The organism is Butyrivibrio sp. NC2007 (genome assembly GCF_000421405.1).
Taxonomy (GTDB): domain Bacteria; phylum Bacillota; class Clostridia; order Lachnospirales; family Lachnospiraceae; genus Butyrivibrio.
Genome location: NZ_ATWY01000022.1, coordinates 1 through 15,468, shown reverse-complemented (window position 1 = coordinate 15,468; position 15,468 = coordinate 1). Strand labels below are relative to the sequence as shown.

The 15,468-nt window shown below is 42.3% G+C and carries 19 protein-coding genes; 2 read left to right on the top strand and 17 right to left on the bottom strand.

All coding sequences use genetic code 11. The features are described 5' to 3' along the window. Nucleotides 1-14 precede the first annotated feature (14 nt). Complete coding sequence (locus G632_RS0115585) at nucleotides 15-971, top strand: succinylglutamate desuccinylase/aspartoacylase family protein (RefSeq protein ID WP_022770375.1); 957 nt, start codon at nucleotides 15-17, stop codon at nucleotides 969-971. 18 nt (nucleotides 972-989) lie between these two features. Here G632_RS0115585 and G632_RS0115580 read toward each other — a convergent pair whose 3' ends face one another. The 7 genes from G632_RS0115580 to G632_RS0115550 are packed head-to-tail and all read right to left on the bottom strand — an operon-like array spanning nucleotide 990 to nucleotide 7,362. Next, nucleotides 990-1,730 carry a DUF4198 domain-containing protein gene (locus G632_RS0115580; protein WP_022770374.1) on the bottom strand — a complete coding sequence of 247 codons (741 nt, stop codon included), beginning with the start codon at nucleotides 1,728-1,730 and terminating at the stop codon, nucleotides 990-992. Nucleotides 1,731-1,750: 20 nt separating this feature from the next. Beyond that, on the bottom strand, nucleotides 1,751-2,512 hold the full coding sequence (locus G632_RS0115575) for a class I SAM-dependent methyltransferase (protein WP_022770373.1): 762 nt from the start codon (nucleotides 2,510-2,512) through the stop codon (nucleotides 1,751-1,753). 38 nt (nucleotides 2,513-2,550) lie between these two features. Continuing rightward, nucleotides 2,551-3,291, bottom strand: a complete 741-nt coding sequence (locus G632_RS0115570) for an ABC transporter ATP-binding protein (protein WP_022770372.1) — start codon at nucleotides 3,289-3,291, stop codon at nucleotides 2,551-2,553. A gap of 1 nt (nucleotide 3,292) precedes the next feature. Further along, a complete protein-coding gene (locus G632_RS0115565; protein ID WP_022770370.1) occupies nucleotides 3,293-4,015 on the bottom strand; it encodes an ATP-binding cassette domain-containing protein in 723 nt (240 codons plus the stop codon). 2 nt (nucleotides 4,016-4,017) lie between these two features. Continuing rightward, complete coding sequence (locus tag G632_RS0115560) at nucleotides 4,018-4,836, bottom strand: ABC transporter permease (protein WP_022770369.1); 819 nt, start codon at nucleotides 4,834-4,836, stop codon at nucleotides 4,018-4,020. Beyond that, nucleotides 4,836-5,759, bottom strand: coding sequence for an ABC transporter permease (locus G632_RS0115555; protein ID WP_022770368.1), 924 nt, complete (start codon nucleotides 5,757-5,759; stop codon nucleotides 4,836-4,838). Before G632_RS0115555 ends, G632_RS0115560 begins: the two co-directional genes overlap by 1 nt. Then, nucleotides 5,752-7,362, bottom strand: coding sequence for an ABC transporter substrate-binding protein (locus G632_RS0115550; protein WP_022770366.1), 1,611 nt, complete (start codon nucleotides 7,360-7,362; stop codon nucleotides 5,752-5,754). The genes G632_RS0115555 and G632_RS0115550 overlap by 8 nt, the downstream gene beginning before the upstream one ends. Before the next feature lie 180 nt (nucleotides 7,363-7,542). Between G632_RS0115550 and G632_RS0115545 the strand changes: the two genes are divergently transcribed. Then, nucleotides 7,543-8,730, top strand: coding sequence for a cation:proton antiporter (locus G632_RS0115545; protein ID WP_022770365.1), 1,188 nt, complete (start codon nucleotides 7,543-7,545; stop codon nucleotides 8,728-8,730). A 308-nt stretch (nucleotides 8,731-9,038) separates the two neighbouring features. On the opposite strand, the gene G632_RS0115540 is transcribed toward G632_RS0115545, so the two are convergent. The 10 genes from G632_RS0115540 to G632_RS0115495 form a co-directional block, all read right to left on the bottom strand. Continuing rightward, entirely contained in the window at nucleotides 9,039-9,962 is a 924-nt protein-coding gene (locus G632_RS0115540) for a radical SAM mobile pair protein B (RefSeq protein ID WP_022762012.1), read from the bottom strand. Beyond that, the gene (locus G632_RS0115535; RefSeq protein ID WP_022762011.1) at nucleotides 9,938-10,636 is read right to left on the bottom strand and encodes a radical SAM mobile pair protein A; all 699 of its coding nucleotides are present in this window, start codon (nucleotides 10,634-10,636) and stop codon (nucleotides 9,938-9,940) included. The genes G632_RS0115540 and G632_RS0115535 overlap by 25 nt, the downstream gene beginning before the upstream one ends. Then, nucleotides 10,633-11,070 (bottom strand): radical SAM mobile pair system MarR family transcriptional regulator, encoded by a 438-nt coding sequence (locus G632_RS0115530; protein WP_022762010.1) that lies wholly within the window; start codon nucleotides 11,068-11,070, stop codon nucleotides 10,633-10,635. The genes G632_RS0115535 and G632_RS0115530 overlap by 4 nt, the downstream gene beginning before the upstream one ends. Nucleotides 11,071-11,204: 134 nt before the next feature. Next, nucleotides 11,205-11,549: a hypothetical protein gene (locus G632_RS20405; protein ID WP_022762009.1), complete on the bottom strand. Its 345-nt coding sequence runs from the start codon at nucleotides 11,547-11,549 to the stop codon at nucleotides 11,205-11,207. Between the two features lie 60 nt (nucleotides 11,550-11,609). After that, nucleotides 11,610-12,251: a YoaK family protein gene (locus G632_RS0115520; RefSeq protein ID WP_022762008.1), complete on the bottom strand. Its 642-nt coding sequence runs from the start codon at nucleotides 12,249-12,251 to the stop codon at nucleotides 11,610-11,612. A gap of 54 nt (nucleotides 12,252-12,305) precedes the next feature. Further along, nucleotides 12,306-12,590: a metal-sensing transcriptional repressor gene (locus G632_RS0115515; RefSeq protein WP_022762007.1), complete on the bottom strand. Its 285-nt coding sequence runs from the start codon at nucleotides 12,588-12,590 to the stop codon at nucleotides 12,306-12,308. Nucleotides 12,591-12,643: 53 nt separating this feature from the next. Next, nucleotides 12,644-13,006 carry a heavy-metal-associated domain-containing protein gene (locus G632_RS0115510; protein ID WP_022762006.1) on the bottom strand — a complete coding sequence of 121 codons (363 nt, stop codon included), beginning with the start codon at nucleotides 13,004-13,006 and terminating at the stop codon, nucleotides 12,644-12,646. A 35-nt stretch (nucleotides 13,007-13,041) separates the two neighbouring features. Next, nucleotides 13,042-13,809 (bottom strand): HD domain-containing protein, encoded by a 768-nt coding sequence (locus G632_RS0115505; protein WP_022762005.1) that lies wholly within the window; start codon nucleotides 13,807-13,809, stop codon nucleotides 13,042-13,044. Nucleotides 13,810-13,853: 44 nt separating this feature from the next. Then, entirely contained in the window at nucleotides 13,854-14,504 is a 651-nt protein-coding gene (gene deoC / locus G632_RS0115500; RefSeq protein ID WP_022762004.1) for a deoxyribose-phosphate aldolase, read from the bottom strand. A 184-nt stretch (nucleotides 14,505-14,688) separates the two neighbouring features. Then, a partial coding sequence (locus G632_RS0115495) for a YeiH family protein (protein ID WP_022770363.1) occupies nucleotides 14,689-15,468 on the bottom strand: 780 nt, incomplete at its 5' end.

Here is a 15,468-nt window from a genome sequence, read left to right as displayed (position 1 = left end):
GAGGTTTAAAAACTATGGAGAAAATAAATATAGCCGGACACGAACTTACCTCCGGCAAGACGATAAAAGATCATATACATGTCGGTGGAACCGAGATACACATTCCCCACATCATCATCTGCGGAGAAAAGCCGGGCAAAACCGTTCTTGTCACAGCCGGCATTCACAACGCAGAATATGTCGGCATTCAGGCAGCTATTGAGCTCTCTAATGAGATTTCTCCCAAAGACCTTTCAGGAAATCTTATCATCATCCCATTAGCCAACAGGTCAGGATTTGAAAACAGAACCATGTCCCTTGTTTATGAGGATGGCAAGAATCTCAACAGAGTCTTCCCGGGAGACAAGGATGGTTCAGCCGCGGATCGCCTGGCAAGCCTTCTGTTTGATGTTTTTATCAAAAATGCAGATGCTTACATTGACCTGCATAGCGGAGATGGATACGAGACTCTTATCCCCTACGCATACTACGTGGGAGCTTCTCCTGCCAGCGATATTGCAAAAAAGATGGTGGACTGCGTCAACGCCTCCTACTGCGTAAAGAGTACCTGCACCACCGAAGGCGCCTACAACACAGCCTCCATGGCCGGAATCCCCAGTGTTCTAATAGAGCGCGGTCAGTTAAGCCTGCTTCCAAAGGATGAGGTACAGGCAGACAAAGAGGATGTGCTGAACATTTTGAAATTCCTTGGTCTTATTGAAGGAGAGTACAAGACATATCCCAAGACAGAACTCAGAGAATTCAGCGACGATGCCCCATTCACCGGCTGCTGGTATCCGGAGAAAAAGGTAGGAGAGAGATTTTCAAAAGGTGATAAATTTGGTGAGATAAGGGATTACTTTGGAAGACCCCTTCACACAGCCATTGCCGATACTGACGGAGTTCTGATCCACCAGTGCTCATCTCTTAGCATAATCAAGAATGGTCCCATGGTGACCTACGGAGTAATACAAAAACAGGATGCATGTTGAATGCATCCTGTTTTTGTATTACCTTTTAACGTATGTGAATGTTGAAGCTATCTCTTTGCTGTCATAGATTCCAGGAATTCCTTCCGCAAGCGGAGTTCTTGTAACGGCCATATACACACCCTTTTTCTCCACTGAGAAGAATATCCTGCCTTCCTCATCTGTGTTCAGGATTCTCTCAAAATACTCTTTTCCATCATAGAACACAACAACTACCGTGGATCCCTTAAGCGGGAATTTGTCGTGAATAAGCTTTAAATGAAGTACGTCGGTGTCTGCTTCCCAGGGATCGGGAACGAAGCTTACTCTGGACTCATGGATAAATTCGGGAGTCCCCTTCTTATCTCCAACAGTTATGTTTGTCACATATATCTGAGGATAGTTCTTGGCATCAAGAATATCAGGATATGTCCTTCTGTCACCCTCGTAATACACGTCTTTTTCATCTCTTACATAATTGTTGTCATAGATACACATAAGGGTGTAAATGCCCTCAGAAACTGGCGTAAAGCGAAGCTCATAATAGTCTCCCTGCTCATCGCCCGGACCCTTTACCGGTGTTATTGCTATTCTGTTTCCTTTTTCATCTGTGGCGAAGGCTCTTATCTCATCAAGACGAAAGAATCCGTCCGGCCTCATGTGATGTCCCCACCTCATTATTCCGCAGACTTCTTCCCCCGGCTCATATACACTCTTGTCAGTGATTATCCAGGCTTCGTGGCCATATACCATCATATCTGTAGTATCAATTCCTCTTCTCATCTCAAACTCCATTCATATTATTAGACTATTGCTTTCTGAGCCTTTACCAGAAACATCCTGTCAGGCATATAAAACTGGTCTTTCTCGCTATAGAGTCTATCTCCCGCTCCAAGATCAGTAACTATATTTTCATAACCGATTTTTTCAAGACAAGCCTTGTCCCACTCCGGTCTGTCCAAAGTGCTGATAGATAACATGTGGTAAATATCGTGGCACTCCTCTACCATGGCGTCGGTCACATTTTTGTGGGCAAGGTTCTGCATCTGATCATAGTGATGAAATCCCTTTGCATACTCCGCATCATACACAAGCAGCATTCCTCCCGGCTTTAACACTCTGTGCCACTCCATGTAGGCTTCCACCGGATGCGGAAGTGTCCATACAAGATTTCTATTTATCACCAGATCAAAAGAGCTATCGGCAAAATCCAGTTTCTCGGCGTCCATAACCATAAGGCGCGCCTTTGCTCCATGGCGCGAAAGCAGCTCTTTTCCCTTATCTATCATCTCAGGCGTAAGATCCACACCGGTCACGTCAAAATCAAAATCCGACAACACCATTTCGAAAAAGCCTGCTCCGCATCCAACATCCAGAACAGACAGCTTATCATCAGCTGAAAAGTGCCTTAAAAACTCCGCCTGCCACAGCTGTTTTTTCCTGCTGTGTATCTCCTCGTGTTTGTGCTCGCTAAAGCTCTCAGCTCTTTTGGACCAGTAGGTCACTACTTTATCTTTGATATCTTCAGCTTCCTCCTCAAAAGGAATCTGCATAAGTTTAGTCATATTACTACGTATACCCCAATTAACTTTCTAATACTAAGTTATTCGATCAGATTATCGAGTAGTTCTTTTGTGTACTCATGTTGTGGATTCCCGAGGACTTTACCGGTCTCTCCCTCTTCCACACACTCTCCGTTTTTCATTACCATTATCCTGTCGCACAGCATGCTCACCAGGGCAATGTCGTGGGAGACAAATATGATCGACACCCCTTCTTTTTCCCTCAGCTGCTGCAAAAGAGCTACTACCTGGGCCTGAGTTGTAACATCCAGCGCACTTGTTGCCTCGTCGCACAAAAGAATCCCGGCATCAGAACACAGCGCCCTTGCAATTGACATTCGCTGGCACTGTCCTCCGGACATGCTTCCTGCCTTTTTCTCCAAAAGACTCTCATCAAGCCCAACGGCCTCAAGGATTCGTGACAGTTTTTCATGGCCACAGCCCTTTGCAGCTTCCACAACGGCTTTTTTCATCTTCATTCTTGGGTCAAAAGACATCTGGGCATCCTGAAATATCATCTGCAGAAAAGTTCCGGCAAAGGCCGACGACTTACCTGTATACTCTGTTCCCTTATAATAAAGATTTCCACTATCAGGCTTTTCCAGGCAGCTGACATGACGAAGAAGGGTGCTCTTTCCGCTTCCGCTCTCGCCTACGATTCCAAGAATCTCTCCATTTTTCAGGGAGAAACTCACATCCTTTAAAGCCTGTAATTTTTTGCCTTTATCAACGTAGCTTTTATTTAGATTTTTTCCTTCTAAAATTATATCTGAATCCGGCATATCAGCTCACCTTCAGTCTTGGTACGGCTTTCAAGAGATTCTTTGTGTACTCGTTTTGTGGATTCTCCAGGATCTCTTTTGCAGGGCCATACTCAAGCATCCTGCCACTTTTCATGATTCCAATGTAATCAGCCATTTTAGATGCAATACCCAAATGGTGGGTAACCATCAAAATGGTAGTACCCTTTAGTTTGTTGATCTCAAGAAGCTGCTCCACAACCATCCCTGCAGTTTTAACATCCAGGGCGCTTGTAACTTCATCGCATAATAAAATCCCCGGCTCCAAGAGCATTGTTGTGGCAATGGCCATACGCTGGTTCATGCCTCCTGACAGCTCATAAGGCCTTGATGCAAGTGCTCTTTTAGCATCATTAAGTCCAAGGATCCGGAGCGTTTTCTCCACTTCATCTATTTTAAAGTCGATGTTATTGCTCTTTAGCGCCTCCATTATCTGTGCCTTGTAAGTCCTTATGGGATTAAAAGACCCGCCGGGATTCTGAGGCACAATGCCAAGTAAAATGTCTTTTGGCGTCTCTATACTTCCGCCTGTTTTAGTCACGCCTCCAAAGCCATGAATAGCCTTAAGAAGCGTAGATTTACCGCTTCCGCTCTCGCCTACGATGCAGACTCTTTTACCTGCTTCCACATCAAAAGAGATATCATTTATAACACTCTCATCACCGTAGCCGGCAGAGAGATTGTTTATCCTAAGTATTGTATCCATGCTTAATCCTCATCTCTATATTCCATGACGCAGTCCCCAAGATAGTTAAATACTATGATGGTGACTATGGTAGCAATTGCCGGATACAGCACAGCCCAAGGTGCTATCTGTATATATGCCCTGGACTCATTGATCATTGACCCCCACTCAGCAGTGGGTGGCACAACTCCAAGTCCCAAAAAAGACAGGCCCGAGATGCCTATCATAGTGGTTCCTATCTGTGTAAGGGCATTTGTAAGAAGTGGTGCTATTATATTGGGAAGTATGTGGGCCATCATTATAGCCGGCCCACTCTTTCCCGCCAATTTCGCAGCCTGCACGTAGGGGCAATTCTTTATGGCAAAAGTATGACTCCGTGCAAGTCTGGCAAAACCGGTCCACATAGTTATTCCCAGCGCGATCATGGCACTTGAAAGTCCTCCTCCAAGAATGCCCGCAACCGCGATGGCTACTACCATCTGAGGAAATGCCAGCATGATATCGGCAATCCTCATCATAATTTCATCCAATATTCCGCCATAATATCCGCTAAGTACTCCGATAAAGCTTCCAAGGATGAAAGAAATCGCAACCAATATAAATGTAGCTGCTATAGTTGTCCTTGCTCCGTATAAAACTCTTGAAAATACGCATCTTCCCAGGTTATCTGTTCCAAACAGAAATTCCCCGGACGGAGCTGATCTTATGGCTGATGCGCTTGTTGCATATGGGTCATTAGGTGCGATAACACTTGCGAAAAGAGCTATAAGCACCAAAAGCAGTGCAACACCTGCAGATATTATTACTTTTATTCTGTTAATCTTTTTCCGTTTATGGTTCATTAAAAAGACCTCGGATCCAAAAGCCTGTAGGTAATATCAACTATCAGATTTATAACAACATAGATTGTTCCCATAATAAGCACAAAGCCCATGATCACAGGGTAGTCCCTGGCTGTTATGGAATCCATCACAAGTTTGCCGATACCCGGCCATCTGAAAATATTCTCAATAACAACGCTGCCTCCCATCAGGGTTCCGATCTGAAGGCCGATTATTGTAAGTATGTGTCCAAGGCTGTTTCTAAGGACATTGTTGATAAGAATAAATCTGCCCTTTACCTTTCTGGACTTCATTCCCACAACATACTCTTCTCCAAGCTGATCCAGGAGTTCGCTCCTAATCTGTCTTGTAAACCTTCCTGCCATGGGTATTGCCAGAGAAAGTGCAGGCAGCATAAGTCCTTTGATGCTTCCATCTGCAATTACAGGAAAGACCTTGATATGTATGCAAAACAGATACATCAAAAGTACTGATATAAGGAAATTCGGAAGAGAATTACCTATAAATGAAAAGAGCCTGACGATATGGTCTACCAATTTTCCCTTTTTGACCGCTGACCATATTCCCAGTGGAAAAGAGATTATAAGCGCCAAAAGCAGACTGGTTAAAGCCAGTCCACATGTGTTCTTAAGCCCTTTTATCAGTTTGGGCGCAACGGGAAGATCGTCCTTAAAGGAAACGCCAAAATCTCCTCTAAGAACATTCGAAAGCCACTCCGCGTACCTAACGATAAAGGGGCGGAGGAGGCCAAGCCTCTCCCGCTCCGCTTGCAGTATTTCTTTTGTGACCACCACACCCTGGGAGGTGAGTCTCTTTTCCGCAGGGTCACCGGGAGCCAGATACATTATGCCAAACACAAGAAAGCTCAGCACTAAAAGTATCAGGGCAAGTCCCAGGATCCTTTTAAGTATTTGTTTAGCCATTAATGTCAGTCTCTGCGTCTACTCCATAGAAATCGAAAGGAACATACTCAGCAAATCCGCTTACGCCCTTACGAAGAACTGTAGTGTTATTGAAAAGTCCAACATATCCGAATGCATTGTCATCTATAGCAATCTGAACGATCTTGTTGGCAAGCTCTGCTCTCTTTGCAGTATCTGTCTCAATTCTGAGCTGCTCAATCATGCTCTGGCATTCAGCACTCTCAAATCCACCTACATTGTAGTAAGCTCCGTCTGCAAGAGTTGAGTCGATGAAGTAAAGAGGATCACCTGACTTATCAGCGATCATGCAGTAAAGAGCAAGATCAAAGTCAGCGTTTGCAATGTAAGTAGCATCCGGATCTTCCTCAACTCTAAGTGTTGAATCAATACCAACAGCCTTAAGCTGCTCCTGGATCAGGATTGCAAGAGTATCAAGAGATCTTGCTGCATAGTATGCAATGCTGATGCTGAGCTTATTACCATCCTTCTCGTAGATGCCGTCAGCTCCAAGTGTATAACCATCGGCCTCCAAAAGCTCTTTTGCCTTGGCAGTATCTACTGCAGGAACATTTACCTTACCATAAGCAGCTGATGTTGAGAATGGTCCAACTGCTGCAGATACTGTACCTGAAAGGTACTCTGCGATCTTGTCCTTATCAACAGTGAGGTTGATTGCTTCCCTCACAGAATCATCAAGTGTATTCTCATTGAGAATGTAGAACTGAAGACGTGCACCGGGAATTGAAACTACATCGTACAGATCAGGGCTCTGGTTATAAACCTCAAGAGCTGCTGATGAAACGCTGTTGTAGCAGTCGATCTCGCCGCTCTGCATAGCAAGGAGCTTGGGATCATCCTCCTGCATGTAGTAGAATACAGCGCCGTCGAGCTTAACATCGCCGCCCCAGTAGTTTTCGTTCTTTGCTACTGTTACGTCTCCCTCAGGGATAAACTCTGTAACAACAAATGGTCCTGTGCATACAGGTGCGTTGTCAAAATCTGTTGTTGCATCAAGATCGACCATTCCGCACTCGGGGCTTGCAAGGTCGTTCTTAAGAGTAGGGTAAACTTCCTTAGTATCGATAACGATTGTCTTGTCATCTGTAGCAGTCATTTCAAAATCGCCGAGATAAGCAAATCTGCTGTTCTCTGCAGCAAGACGCTGAAGGTTTCTGATGACCATATCAGCTGTCAGAGGGTTTCCGTTTGAGAACTGAACTCCGTCATTAAGTGTAATAGTCCATGTGCTGCCATCAGCAACTGCGTCCTTAGCAAGACATGGAACAGCGCTCATGGTCTCGTCGAGCTTAAACAGTGCCTCTGAAACTCCATAAATTGATGTGTACCATCCATAGTATTCTTTGTGTACATCAAGACTTGGATAAGCAAAAGATGCTGCAGTGTGAAGAATCTTTTCACCTGTAGCTGTAGACTGACTTGCGTCAGCTGTCTGATCATCAGATGTTGTCGCCTGTGTTTCAGTAGTTGTCTCAGTTTCTGTTGCCTGAGTTTCTGTTGTCTGTGTGTTTGCACCTGAACCACAAGCTACCATTGATAATGTCATGGTTGCAGCAAGAAGCGCTGCTAAAAACTTTTTCTTCATAATATAGTATCCTCCATTGTGCCTGAATTAACTCACACAATGGAAAGGATAGCATTGTGAAATCTGCTCCACAAGCCCCCCGGGGGGTTATTACTACGTTGGTTATAGTTTTTTAACTTGATTTTGAGACGAAAAAGTATCATACTCATTTACTAGCGTTATTAATAAGGAGGTATATAAATGGATACAATTCAGATACTCAGAGATCTTTTTATCATAATCGTCATGGCAAAGTTATTCGGACTGATCGCCAGAAGACTCCATGCGCCACAGGTTGCCGGTGAGATCATCGCAGGTCTTCTCATAGGTCCAACACTGCTTAATCTTGTTAATCCCAGTGATTTCCTGTCGGGCATGGCCGAAATCGGTGTGATTCTTCTGATGTTCAGCGCCGGACTGGAAACAGATATCGACAAGCTCAAAAAATCCGGCCTGAAGGCAACAATCCTTGCATGCACAGGTGTTGGAGTTCCGCTTGTTCTTGGAACGCTCCTGTACATGGCCTTCTATGGCGTTGCAACTCCCGGATCAACCGAGTTCATAAAAGCACTCTTTATAGGAACTATTCTTACAGCCACTTCCGTTAGCATAACAGTTCAGGTTCTAAAAGAACTTGGGAAGATTTCCACAGAAGTTGGAACAACGATCATGAGCGCCGCGATCATCGATGATGTAATAGGAATCGTGGTTCTTACAGCTGTTCTTGGTCTGAAAGATCCAAATGCCAATCTTGCAGCTGTTTGCTTAAAGACCGTAGCCTTCTTTGCCCTTTCGGTTGTTGTGGGAATGATCATATTTAAGATAATGTCAAAAGCAGAAGCAAAATGGCCTCATACCAGAAGAATCCCGATCATGGGACTGGCACTTGCCTTTGCGATGTCTTATGTTGCAGATAAGTACTTTGGAGTAGCCGATATCACCGGAGCCTATGTCGCAGGTATTATTCTCAGCTCCCTGGACAACTCCGAGTATATAGACAGAAAAATGGACATAAATTCATATATGTTATTCGGTCCCGTATTCTTTGCAAGTGTAGGACTTCAGACAAATCTAAGGTCTGTTGACATGACAATCCTTGCCTTCTCGGCAGCATTTGTTGTCGTTGGACTCCTCGGAAAGGTTATAGGCTGTGGCATCGTAGCAAAGCTCCTTAAGTACAACACCTCTGACTCGTTAAAGATTGGTGTTGGTATGATGACCAGAGGCGAAGTTGCACTTATCGTAGCTCAAAGAGGTTTAAAAGCTGATATCGTTGACAGCAGATACTTTACCGCAGTAATCCTGTTGATAATATTAAGTTCAATTCTGACACCTATAATATTGAAGGCTATATATGCCTCAGATGACAAAGCTAATTCTCCTGCCTGAGTTAATCGACTGTAGAACTGATATTGTACTAAAATAAAAAGGTCCGCTTTCTATTAAGAAAACGGGCCGTTTAATTTCAGTTTTAACAAGCAATGCTAAAAGCATCCCCACACATCATATCTTTTATCATACTGGCAAATATCTACATCCATATCAGCAATCTCATCAGCATACAGCCGAATAAGATCACTAAGGGTCCTACGAAAAGCCATATTACTTGTCCTTACCTTCAATCCAATAATTTACCAAATGCAAAATGGTATTTATTGTAATGCTATCGAATCTTTAAATTCCGGTTTATTCTTCCATCAAGGATTATGTATTACATTTCTCTTTCCACTATTGGCAGTTCCTCTTACTTCTTCGTGGTAAAAGTAATCTACGATTGTTGGATGTCCTTTCTCTACTCTCTCATACGGAGTTTCATTATCAACAAACCTGCAATCATACTTTTTAGCCAGCTCTTCTGCTTTCTTTTCCAGCGCTTCAAAATAGCTGCGGTTCTTTTTGTTATAAATTTCGTCATACAGCGGCACAAGATCCGGATGTTTATCGGAAATGTATTTCATGATATCTGCCTTAAAACCTCCGCGAAGATTCAGATTCTCAAGCCATACAAGGTCACACTGATCTTTTGTCCTGTCTATGATTGCTTCTATATCCGTAATCCCCGGGAAAACGGGTGAAATGAAGCAAATTGTACGAATGCCTGCCGCATATACCTCTTTCATTGCGGCAAGCCTTCTTTCTATGCTTACTGCCGCATCCATATCATCTTTAAACTCTTCATCGAGAGTATTGATTGACCATGATACTGTAAGTCTGCTATGTTCATTGATATCTTTTAGCAGATCCAGATCTCTTAGTACAAGGTCTGACTTTGTGCAGATAAGTATGTCCGCACCACTGTCCTTTAGTTCTTCCAGAAGTCTTCTTGTATTTTTATATGTTTCCTCTAGCGGATTATAACCATCCGTAACTGTTCCAATGATCACCTTCTGGCCGGCATACTTCTTTGGATTCTTTATTTCAGGCCAGTCTTTCACATCCATGAAGGTTCCCCATTCCTCCGTATGCCCTGTAAAGCGTTTCATAAAAGATGCGTAGCAGTATTTACAGGCATGGGGACACCCCACATAGGGATTCACCGAATATCCTCCAATAGGAGTATTCGATTTTGTCATTACACTTTTTGTTTCTATATGATTTACTTTGATTTCTGGTTGTTCCATATTCTCTGTTCCTCCAGCACTTTGTTAAAAGCATCCGGCATTTCCTGTATCATTTCTTCTCCCATAATCGGAACAAGATCTTCTTTCCAGAATACAGGAATGTTCAGTTCATGAGCCTGTTCTGTCAATGAATAAGCCCACCCGGGATCTGTTTTAACAGTCCTGCTCTTTGCACCTGTCATGGTTCCCACCACAATCCAGTCAATACCTGTAAGATCAACCTTACCCGGATCATCGAACAAAGGCTCAAAGGTAACATGATATTTTTTTGCCTTCACATTGCTCCGCAGTGCATCAATACGCCATAACTCAGACTTTCTCGTAACTGTAACGCCAAACCATGCATTATCAAGATCTGTTTCAAAAGACAGAAGATCCGGTCGTTTGGTAAGAAAAAGAAACTGGTGCTGAGGATTCTCTGCTATCTTTTTAAAGACTTCCTCTCTCCATTCCTCATGCCAGCCCGAGAGATCGCTCATGCCGGTCAGCAGAAAATTCTGCGGCTTTTTCTTTTCCATCATACGAAGCTTTCCTTGAAAAAACTGTGGCTTTTCAAAATCATCTATGATGTGATAACGCCTCGTATTGTTTCTGGCATAGCAGTACGGACATCCAACAGTGCACCCTATAACAAGATTCATGTTCTGAATCTGATCTTTAATACAGATACTCATTTGTCACTCCATTCCTCAAGGTTTACCCTGATGCGGTTAAGATACTCTTCAAACTGAAGAATCTCTTTATCCGTAAAATCACGATAATAAATACTCCCCATCTCATTGGATACGGAGTCATAAGCTTCTTTAAGTTCTTTGGCTTTATCTGTGAGGAACAGAAGAGTTTTTCTCTTATCAGCTTCATCAGTTTTGCGGCTTATCAGTCCGTTTTTTTCCATCCGCTCAAGCATGGTCGTAAGTGAAGTAATTGCAAGTCCGCTTTTCTCGGAAATAATTTTAATAGGAACACCATCTTCCTGCCATAAGACATAAAGAATCCTTCCCTGAGCTCCGTTAAATGCATCAATGTTTTTTTCTGCCAGTATCCTTTCAAATATACGATCACCCAGCTGTTTTATTTTTGTAACAAGAAATCCACCATTTGTCTTCATAATTAAATACTCCTATATCGTAGTTTTATACTACGATATAGGAGTATTTTTGTCAAGCACACATATCATAACTTCGGATTTTATGTTCTATCATTCATCTCGAAAAACCTGAATCTGATAACGTGTTCCATCTGCTATAGTCTTCTACCAAACTCCCTAATTTCATCAAGTTTTTCCTTTATTACACCTACATTTAACTTTTCAGACACAAAACCATGTTCAATCATTTCTTTTCTTCTTTCGAGAATAGAATTTTGCTCTCCAACAGAAGTAATCACCCCGATATCTTCTACCCCCATGATTTTTGTTGTGATTTTATGGATTTCCATAATACCTTCATAAATCCCATCGATTCTGCTACTTAGAAGCATGGCGCACTTTTTAAGTTTTTCCGGCTTACCCATTGCGTAAATTCTACTTATTGCTGATTGTAATGGGCCACTAATGTTGTTGAAGAACATTGGAGATGCAAGACTCATTACCTCCGCCTGCTCTAAAGATTGAATCCCGGTGTGATCTTCGCCTGTCCCGTCGGCTCCTCATTCTTTTACCATCATATTGATAACTATAAGCAGTATGACTACCGAAATCCATATGGTTTTTATCCCAATGATTCCGGATATTACTCCGCCAAATCCTGCTCCTATAGCAAATATCAGAATGATTCCAAAGAAGTGAAATGATTTGTACAAAGATTGTTTGTTTTTGTCTCTAAGGTATTTAGAAAGGCTCTCTGTTCCACTTCTCAGATTTCCAATGCACATGGTACTTGCATATCCATATCCATGTACTTTTCTAAATGTTTGCACCTGCATGGCACATGAAAATGACACAATCATATTTGCTATCATATTCATATCCATGGGGAGAAGTCCGACAATGCTAAGCGCAATCATTTCAATTATTATGATAATCTGTCTCCAGTGGATTTTTTCAGCACATTTATACTCGTTTTCAATTCTCTCTGCTATAAAAATCCCAGCAGCAAACGAAAAAAGCGGACACATATAGTGTAACCCCTGCATAAAATTACCCTGCATCAGGTTCTGACTCATTAAAACAACATTGCCGGTCTGTGCATTGGCAAAGACTTTATCCCTCATATTATATGTATACGCATCCTGTAATCCTCCTGAAAAGGATAATAATGCACTTAATCGAAAACTCTCAGATGTCTGCATATTTCTCCTACATATTTTATTATCGCGGAATAGTTACTCATGAATGTAATTCTTTTATTTCATGAGTTTACGGATCGTCTTCAATAATTCGTCCACGATTTCTTCATCGTCATTTTTTATGCCGTCCGTAACGCATCCTTTCAGGTGATATCCAAGAAGTTCCTGATTAAAGCCGTCTATTGCTGAGGCTGCAGACATGGACTGTTGAAGGATGTCGTTGCAATATACGTCATCCTCGATCATTTTTTCCAGGCCACGTATCTGCCCTTCCAGACGTTTCAACCGGTTGGTCAGAGCCTTTTTCTGTGCTGCTGTTCTGACTGTCTTTTTATGTGCCATAAGTAATCTCCCTATTATTCATATGTTGACTAATAGTATCATATCCCGGCTATTTATTGTACAGAAACAACCTTATAGCCAAGATCTTCTATCTCCTTTATCAAGGTGTCATCCTCTACCTCTTTTTCGTACTTCACAACAGCTTGCTTCTTTTTGAGGTTCAGTTTTGCAGATACGCCATCAATTCTGTTGATAGCACGCTTAACACGATTGGTGCAGTTTTCACAGTGCATCCCGTCAATCATGAACACCTTAGTTTTGATTACAGTTCCTGAAAGCTTTTTATCCGGTTCTTTTACACTGGAACTGCCTCCGCCACAGCATCCACCTTCGCCTTTAAAGTGTTTTATAGAACCTCTTAGCGCAACAAGCAGGATAACAACAAGTATAGCAATGATAATGATATTAGAAGCCATTTCTTCACCTCTCTATTTCTCTTTACAACTATTGTTTAAGCGCATTCCAAGTAGTTAATTATCTTTTCCCTTATAAACTGCATCTTTTTAACTGTATCCGGATTATTGCTCTTAAATCCGAGCAGTCTGTATATATATCCCTGACTTTTGACCTGCCTGATACTCTCAGGGAATACAAGTCCATATACAAAAGAAATATGCCCAAGGATATAATCGATTCCGGTTTTCGAGTATGTTCTGTCTATATTTCCGGATCCCATAATGTCTTCATAAACTTCATCAGTTATGTACGAATCCGTAAAGGCTTTTTCCGGCAGATCGTAAATCTCTGTTCGCGGTGTCTCGCAATTAACACGTATAATGTCAATCTTATCTGCATCACGCAAAATTTCACAGAACATCCGCTCCCTGTCCGTCTGACCATCAGGAAGAATATATACATTGTGGTAACGGATGACTTTTTCCATCATTTCTCTGTCCATCTTTCTATCCGGATCAAACCTGTCTATCAGCTGTTCGTCCTTAAATAGCAGGTCTGCAGACAGTTCCGCGTGATTAACTGATATTCGATCCTGAAATGTATGATACCTTCTAAGCTGCTCAAAACGGCCTATATCATGAAGTATTCCTGACAGCCACGCGAATTCGCAGTCCTCCTCCGGAAGCAGAAGGCTTCTGGCGATTATTTCGCATAAATCAGCTACGCGATACGTATGATCTATCTTCAGCTTTACTTTCACATCTTCCGGATTATATTGATCCGTATATTTTTTAAACTCAGTCAAAATATTATTTCTGTCCATATGTACTGATTATTCCATTTCCAGTGTTTTATAGTTTTTCTAAATCACATACTTTTAGCAATCTTTACCAGCCTGCTTGTGCCAAGTCTGTGTGCTCCAAGTTCAATAAATTTCTCAGCATCTTCAATTGATGCAATACCGCCTGATGCCTTGATCTTGATATTTGGACCACAGTGTTTTGCAAAGAGTTCTATATCTTCAAAGGTTGCACCGCCTGTTGAGAAACCTGTTGAAGTCTTGATATAGTCTGCCTTTGACTGCGTAACAATCTCACACATCTTGATCTTCTCCTCTTCTGTAAGAAGGCAGCACTCAATGATAACCTTCATGGTATGGTCGCCACAGGCTTCTTTGAGTTCATTGATCTCATCAAGAACAAACTTATAATTCTTAGCTTTCAGCTCCCCTATGTTTATAACAATGTCGATCTCTGTTGCTCCGTTTGCAAGCGCATCCTTTGTCTCAAAAACCTTGGATGCAGTTGTTGTATTTCCATTCGGGAATCCGATTACTGTTGTTATAGGCATATCAGGGCCCATATACTCACGGGCTTTCTTCACATAATATGGAGGAATGCATACGGAAGCCGTATGGTACTTCATACCATCGTCGCATATCTCTTTTATCTCATCCCATGTGCTTCCCTGAGCAAGCAGTGTGTGATCAACCATCTTTAATATTTCTTCAAGTTTCATTCGAGTATCCTCCATTCTTCGACCTAAGGGTGGTACCGCTTGCGGTGGATTCCTTAGGTCCATCCAAAAATTTCATAGTCTTTTTGGTTCATAATTTGACAATAAATACGGGACGACAAAATAGTCCCCCCTACCATTTGCAATATATACTAGGGGGGAGTATTTGTCAACGCCTATTTTTCTTTTACCATATTCCCATTACATGCTGCATCAAAAGGCTGACAACTGTTATTCCGATCCAGCAACAGCCGCCAAGCAAAATCGGCTTCCCACCTGATTTAATTAGTTTGATTATGTTACTGTTCAAGCCAATAGCAGCCATGGCCATTATTATAAAGAACTTGCTAAGTTCCTTAAGTGGCTTAAAAACATAAGAAGGGACACCTGCTCTCAAGCAAATAGTTGTGATAATTGAAGCAATCACAAAGAAGACTATGAACATCGGAAATGCTCTTCTAAAGCTAAAGCCATTTGTCGAACTTCCATCCTTTTTTGCTTCCCTTGCCCTCAGATACGCAAGTACCAGTGTAATAGGTATGATAGCCAGTGTTCTTGTAAGCTTGACCGTAACTGCCTTATCAAGAGTCTGACTCCCCAGGTTCCACATACTATCCCAGGTTGATGCAGCTGCGGTGACGGAAGAAGTATCATTAACTGCAGTTCCCGCAAAAATACCGAAAGCCTCTCCTGTTGTGATATCAAAACCTATAAGCTTTCCCAGCGAAGGAAAAAGAAGTGCTGCCAGCACGTTAAAGAAAAATATCACAGAAATTGCCTGTGCCACTTCATCATCATCCGCATCAATGACAGGAGCCGTAGCTGCTATTGCTGAGCCGCCGCATATTGATGAGCCAACTCCGATAAGAGTAGCTGTGTTTCCTTTGATATTCATAACCTTATGAAGAATCCATGATAGGATAAGCGATGTTGAAATCGTGCAGATAATTATAGGAAGTGACTGTTT